This window comes from Aquimarina sp. AWH4_224 (genome assembly GCF_056160245.1).
Genome location: NZ_JBSWWU010000030.1, coordinates 1 through 6,580, shown reverse-complemented (window position 1 = coordinate 6,580; position 6,580 = coordinate 1). Strand labels below are relative to the sequence as shown.

3 protein-coding genes are annotated in these 6,580 nt (G+C 34.4%); all 3 read left to right on the top strand.

Going from position 1 to position 6,580, the window contains the following annotated elements:
• A partial coding sequence (locus ACXAGJ_RS24505; protein ID WP_474843805.1) for an OmpA family protein occupies nt 1-833 on the top strand: 833 nt, incomplete at its 5' end.
• Nucleotides 834-2,506: 1,673 nt separating this feature from the next.
• Nucleotides 2,507-2,671, top strand: coding sequence for a hypothetical protein (locus ACXAGJ_RS24500; protein ID WP_170864661.1), 165 nt, complete (start codon nt 2,507-2,509; stop codon nt 2,669-2,671).
• A gap of 719 nt (nt 2,672-3,390) precedes the next feature.
• Nucleotides 3,391-6,580 (top strand): beta strand repeat-containing protein (locus ACXAGJ_RS24495; protein ID WP_474843803.1); only part of this gene is annotated, 3,190 nt, incomplete at its 3' end.

The following is a 6,580-nucleotide window of genomic DNA, read 5'->3' as shown; positions in this document are numbered from 1 at the left end:
AGACCGAAGAAGAAGCTTTGGTGGTTAATATCGGTAAGCCGGTCAACAGTCCCAAGGATGATTTTGCTTTTATCGTAGATGATGAATCCAAGCGAGGTTATTTTTCTTCGAACCGAGCAGGAGGGATAGGTAGTGATGATATCTATAGTTTTTTACAGTTAGAAGACTTGCGTAAGTTTTGTAAGATTGTTATAGCGGGATTAGTCACAGATAAAGATACCAACGAGCCACTTACAGGAGTAAAGGTATCGGTTTATGATAGTGCCAACAACTTGATCGAAAGTATAGAAGTTGGAGAGGACGGGAAGTATACTACCGACGAGTTGGAATGCAGTACCAAATACTTTGTAAGAGCCGAGAAAGAAGAATACACCACCACAGAAAAGCTGGTTACTACCCCAGATACCAAACAAACCCTTGATGTTCCTTTAGCCTTAGAGAAGAAGATCAAATCAGCAGGAGTTGGGGATGATCTGGCTAAAGTATTATCCTTAAAACCGATCTATTTTGATTTTGATCAATCTTACATCAGAGAAGATGCTAAGATAGAATTGGCTAAAGTGATTGAAGTGATGGTTCAATATCCACAAATGAAGATAGAGGTACGCTCACATACGGATAGTCATGGTAATGATGATTACAACTTGTACTTATCCGAGAAGAGAGCCAAGTCTACGGTTGATTATATGATAGGCAAAGGTATTTCTGCAGATCGTTTGAGTGGCAAAGGATATGGAGAAACCGAACCGGTTAATGACTGCGGCAATGATAGCAACTGTACCAAAGATCAATATCAACTCAACAGAAGAAGTGAGTTTATCATTTTGAAATAGCCTCAGGAATAGCAGCATTAATATTGATAATTCAGAACGCACCTATAGGGAATTAAGTAAATGTGGTTTTTCCGTAGAATAGCATAGTACAATAAATAATTTGTACTATATCCCTCTTTTATTTTTGCTTTTTTGTCTGTTAATCAGTTTCTTAAATGTTTTGTTATGGTATAACCGTAATTATTTTGATGCTTAGTAATGTCTATGTTTGAAGTTTTATATATACATTTATATTGTTAAAAAAATGTCATCTAATATTCAATTAATTGCAGTAGTAGATATATCCTCAACATACTTGTTAAAAATATAAGCACCCCTTTGTTTTGATAAGTAGTTTATTACTGTTAGTATAGTTGTTTTTACATCGTCCAAATGCAGGATCTTAGTGTTTACTTTGATCTTATAGTTTTATATGATTAAGTGATCTTGATTAATATAGGAGGATATGCTGTAGGTGATGTTTGTTTCCTTCCTCAATTTTAGGGTTGATTTACAAATCCTTTAATCAATACTACTTATCGTATACATAGTACATGCTAATTAATGAATTTTAATTATTAATAAACAACCTTGTTCATTGCATAATTTTGGCGAGTCTGCAAGCAAGGGTCTGAATAACTATTAGTTCAAACCAAATCAACCATTATGAAGGAAATAGTATCTGCTACAAAATATAAGTCTTATTCTTTTTTCTCTGTAGATATTTTTGAAATTTGTTTCAACAGTAAGATTCTTAAAACCAACTGTAGTAAGTATGTATATAGAAATTTTATCATGCTAACTAGTTTTTTGATATTGCTATTCATATATCTTGGTTTGGCATTTTCTTTTTTACAAGGTTGAAACAAACCTTCAGATGGGTATAAAGGATAGAAATAATTGATATCAACTATCAAATTGTTAGGCAATACAAAATGAAACAATCCAATCATTATTTTCTTTAATTATTAAATGCTGGACGTGAATTTCTCACTTAAAAAATCGATTTAAACATTTTTTTGAAGGATAAATAACGTTTTTTTGAGTTTTTGATATGTAAAATATAAGTGTTTTCTTACTTTTTTTGTTAAAGTTTGCTCTATTTATAATAAGACTATTGTTGATTTTTGGTTGTAACCACCTGATTTACATTTGTTTATAAAAAATTTAAGGCTTACCCGTAATTTTTTTGATGTTTTAAAATGCTTATAATCAGTCTTTTATGTATAATTTTATTCCAAGGAAAAAGTACAGATAGTATTTAAAATACGAAGGAAAAATTGGTGCCAATAACAATAAAATGATCTTAGTAGATTAAGCATTGTTTTTTTCAAAGATGTACTTAATAAATTGATAATAATGATTTTTTACTGAAATAAAGTTTTGGCGAGCCGGCTTTAGTAAAAAATGTGAATAACGATAGATATAAAGAAGTTAACCAGTATGAAATAAAACTTTCCTAAAATCTGAATGTTTGCAATCACATGTATAGAGAATAAACTTCAGATTGTAATTTAAAATTTTGTTTTTCGCGTTGGTAAGCGCACTGTATATTCCAGGAAGTTTTAAAATATAGTTTACTCCTTATTTGACATTTTCATTTTCGTTATTCTTGATTATTAATAATTCCATTAGACATATGTCTTGAGTGTCTTTAACTGTTCAAGAATAAACCATTTTAAAAAAATTAAATCATGAAAGAATTATTGAATCTTGAGGGAGTAAAAACTTTAAATCGTAATGCGCAGAAAAATGTTCGCGGAGGTGATTATGTAATGGACAGTTGTTTTGATTTTTGTCCAGGTACAGTTCAAGGAAACATTTTTACTGGACAATGTACATGCATTACAGGATCTTAAAAATATTTGTTATTTAATTGAAAGACCTTTCCTAATTTAGGAAAGGTTTTTAATTTTTGTGCTTTTAGGATTAATCCCAAAAGCATATGCTCTCAATTCTTAAGATGATCTCATTTATATAGTACTCTTTTCGATAACAAACCTAGTTTAATTGCTTGGTTGTTAGCTTTTTTTGGTTTTTGTGTGGTTTTGCCTTATTAATTTTGAGGTTTAAGTTTTGTGATTAAATGAGTATTATACATAAATTTAGGAAAGAAAAGAAATCTTGTTTTTTACAAGTGTTTAAAATTATCGTGCAGTACAAAATATTGTTTTACAGATCTATGTTAGTCCCCTATATAGATTACTTCTTTAACAATTAGAAATATAAATCGCTGCTGGAATATTTTTTAGATAAATGCTACGTCAAAATGTTACCAAATCATGTCGGAGACATGTTTTGGGTTGATAACTATTGATAATCATTGTCTAAAATGTCTTTTATGTTTACTTCAGCTTATTACTCATTAAAAAGATGTAAATGGAATTCCATTTACAAGAATCTGCTCTTATATGAACATGTCGTTATTCAATCAATATCATGTTCTGTCTTCCATAGAATTCGAATAAAGAACATCATGTGATCAATTTGTTAACGCACTTTAATGATAATTAGTAGTGCGGTGACAACATCTTTTCCCCTATACAGGATTTTACATTGAGAACAAAATTCAAAATATATGCATCGTTTAAATATTTCCTTCTTACTAGTACTTTGTTTGTTTAAATCTTTTGTTTTCGTAGCGCAAAACGATCGTACTAACCTGACTTTGGAACTCTACGAAAATTTCCATCTTCAAGACCAGTTATTTAGCACTAACGGAAATGAATTGTTTTTAAAAAACGTTGATCAGGAACGACAAATAATACCTTCTTTTAGTCTTGCCAAAAGCACATTTATCACAAAATCACCTTTAGATCCTCCTACATTAGATCTGGATGAAATTACACCAGGAGATGATTACGAATTCTTCTTAGAACCTACAACTGGCAATGTTTTTCGAACTACAAGAGGTAATGTAGCAATCACCTCAGATACAGGGACTATATCAAGTGCAACAATAACTGTTACAGGTAATATTGATGCTAACGAGCTTTTTGCAATTCCTGCAGATGCAGGAGGATTCGATATCTATTTTTTTACTGCAAACAATACCAATACATATAATCGAGCAGGAGGGTTGGTTATTCAAGTTGCTCAAACAGGAACTAGTTTTACTATTACAGAAACTTCAAATACACCAATACCCAATGCAATTTTAGAAGATTTTTTAGAAATAATTCTCTATGGAGATTTGAATTCTCCATATACAGAGGGGTTGAGAACATTAGATTTTACTCTTAATGATACTACCGGTGGTTCTACAACATCACAAACACTTATTCATGTTGTTGTAGCTCCTGATGCTGTAGATGATGCAAATAGTGTTAATGCAAACTCGGTGACTCCTATTACTGGTAATGTATTGACTAATGATACCGACAATACAACAGGAGGAGATGTATTATCAGTATCCGAAATAAACGTTTTTCCTTCTGCTGTAGGGACAACATATAATACACTATATGGTTCTATAACTGTACAATCTGATGGATCATATTCATACTTGGTAGATACAAGTAGTCCAGCAGTAGCGGGATTGACAAGTAGCACATCGCTGGATGATATTATAGCGTATACTGTAGAAGATAGTAGCGGTGCTTTTGATTACGGGATTCTGACGATTACGATCAACGGGGTAGATGATCCCCCTGTTGCTGTAGATGATAACAATAGTGTTAGTGTGGGAGTAGTAAATACAGCTACAGGTAATGTGATAGATGGGGATGGATCAAGCGGGCAAGATTTATTAGATAGACCATTGTCTCGATTAATTTGGGAAAATGAATTTACTAATGGAGCTGTTGTAGGAGGGCAAACCAGGACTATAGATGGAGTAAATTTAGATTTCACCTCACTGGATCCAAGTGGGGCGGGAAATGCATTTAACCAAACTTCTCAAAACACCTTAACTAATGGAGGGCATACCGGGTATTTGTTATTCAATATAGATCCAGCAACCAATCCAGTCTCAGATACTCAGCTGATTATAGATTTTGATCAAGAGGTTTTTAATGTCGGGTTTTTAGTCACAGATATTGATTATTCTCAAGGTACAATTTGGCAAGATCAGGTTACAATTCAGGGATTCTCTGGTGGCTCACCAACACCAGTAAATTACAATTTTATTAGAACCGGTGGAATTGTAGAAGCAGGGTCAGATACTTTTTATGGAACAGGGACTGCTGTAGAGGAGGATGCAACGGGAAATATTAATGTCGCATTTCAAGCACCGATAGATCAATTAGTAATATCGTATAACTATGGGCCTAATGTTACTGATGCCGATCCTGGAGGGCAAATAGCTGGAGTATCTGATATTTTTTGGCAAGGAGATAATGTAGTGATTGTTTCCGAAGTAAATGGTGTTGCTGCCAATGTGGGAAACTCAATACCAACCATGTATGGTTTTCTAACCATTAATTCAGATGGATCTTATACTTATGTGCTGGATCAAAGTAATCCTACTGTGATGGCGCTTGCCGCGGGAGCAACATTAATAGATACTATACCTTATACATTAAGAGATGCAGCCTTAAATACAGATTCGGCAAACCTGATCATAACCATTGTAGGTACTCTGGATACAGACGGAGATGATATACCAGACGAAGTGGACCTGGATGATGATAATGACGGGATAACCGATACATTAGAAAACGATTTAGGGGTCGACCCTTCTGCAGATGCAGATAATGATGGGATCTTAAATTTTGAAGATGCTGATAACAATGGGAGTGGAGGAGCTCCTACCTGTACCGATGGAAATACTGATGGAATATGTGATGATTTAGATACTGCTTTTGACCGAGATCAAGATGGAGTTCCTAACCATTTGGATTTGGATAGTGATAACGATGGAATTTATGATGCCGTTGAAGCTGGGCATAACCAAACACAAGTAAATGGTGTGGTTTCGGGAGCTGTTGGAACTGATGGTATTCCTGATGCGGTTCAGGGCGTGGGAAATGAAGATAGTGGAACAATTAATTATACGTTAACCGATAGTGATACAGATAATGATGATAACTTTTTAGAGCTGGATAGTGATAATGATGGCTGTAATGATGTAATTGAAGCAGGGTTTACCGATAATGATAATAATGGATTCTTAGGAAATGGGACTTTTGGTTCAGGTTTAACGGTAGATAGTAATGGAGTTGTTACCTCTGGAAGCGATGGATATACTGGAACAAATTCGGATGTGGTCACTCCAGGAACTGCTCCGTCAATAACTACTCAACCTACTAACTCAGCTATATGCCCTAATTCAAGTACGACGTTTAGTGTTGCTACATCCAATGCAGATACATATCAATGGCAGTTATTTAATGGATCATCTTGGGATGATTTAACTAATTCAGGGATTCATAGTACGGTTACGACTACAACATTAACCATAACGAATGCTCCAATTGCAGCTGATGGAAACCGGTATCGTCTTATTGCTTCCAGTTCTACATATCTGTGTACTGTAGCAACCTCAAATGAGGTAGAACTTACTGTTGAAGATGTTACTGATCCAACAGCGAGTAATCCAGCACCGATCACAGCACAGTGTGCTGCACCAACACCAGATATTACGGTCGTTACCGATGAAGCGGACAATTGTGGTACTCCCACGGTGGCATTTGTAAGTGATGTAAGTGATGGGAACAGCAATCCGGAAGTGATCACCAGAACCTATAGTGTGACGGATGCCGCAGGAAACAGCATCAATGTGACTCAGACAATCACCATTAACGATACTACCGATCCAACAGCAAGCA

Coding starts and splice junctions, on each gene's coding strand:
- ACXAGJ_RS24500 (WP_170864661.1), top strand. CDS start 2,507: ATGAAAGAATTATTGAATCTTGAGGGAGTAAAAACTTTAAATCGTAAT.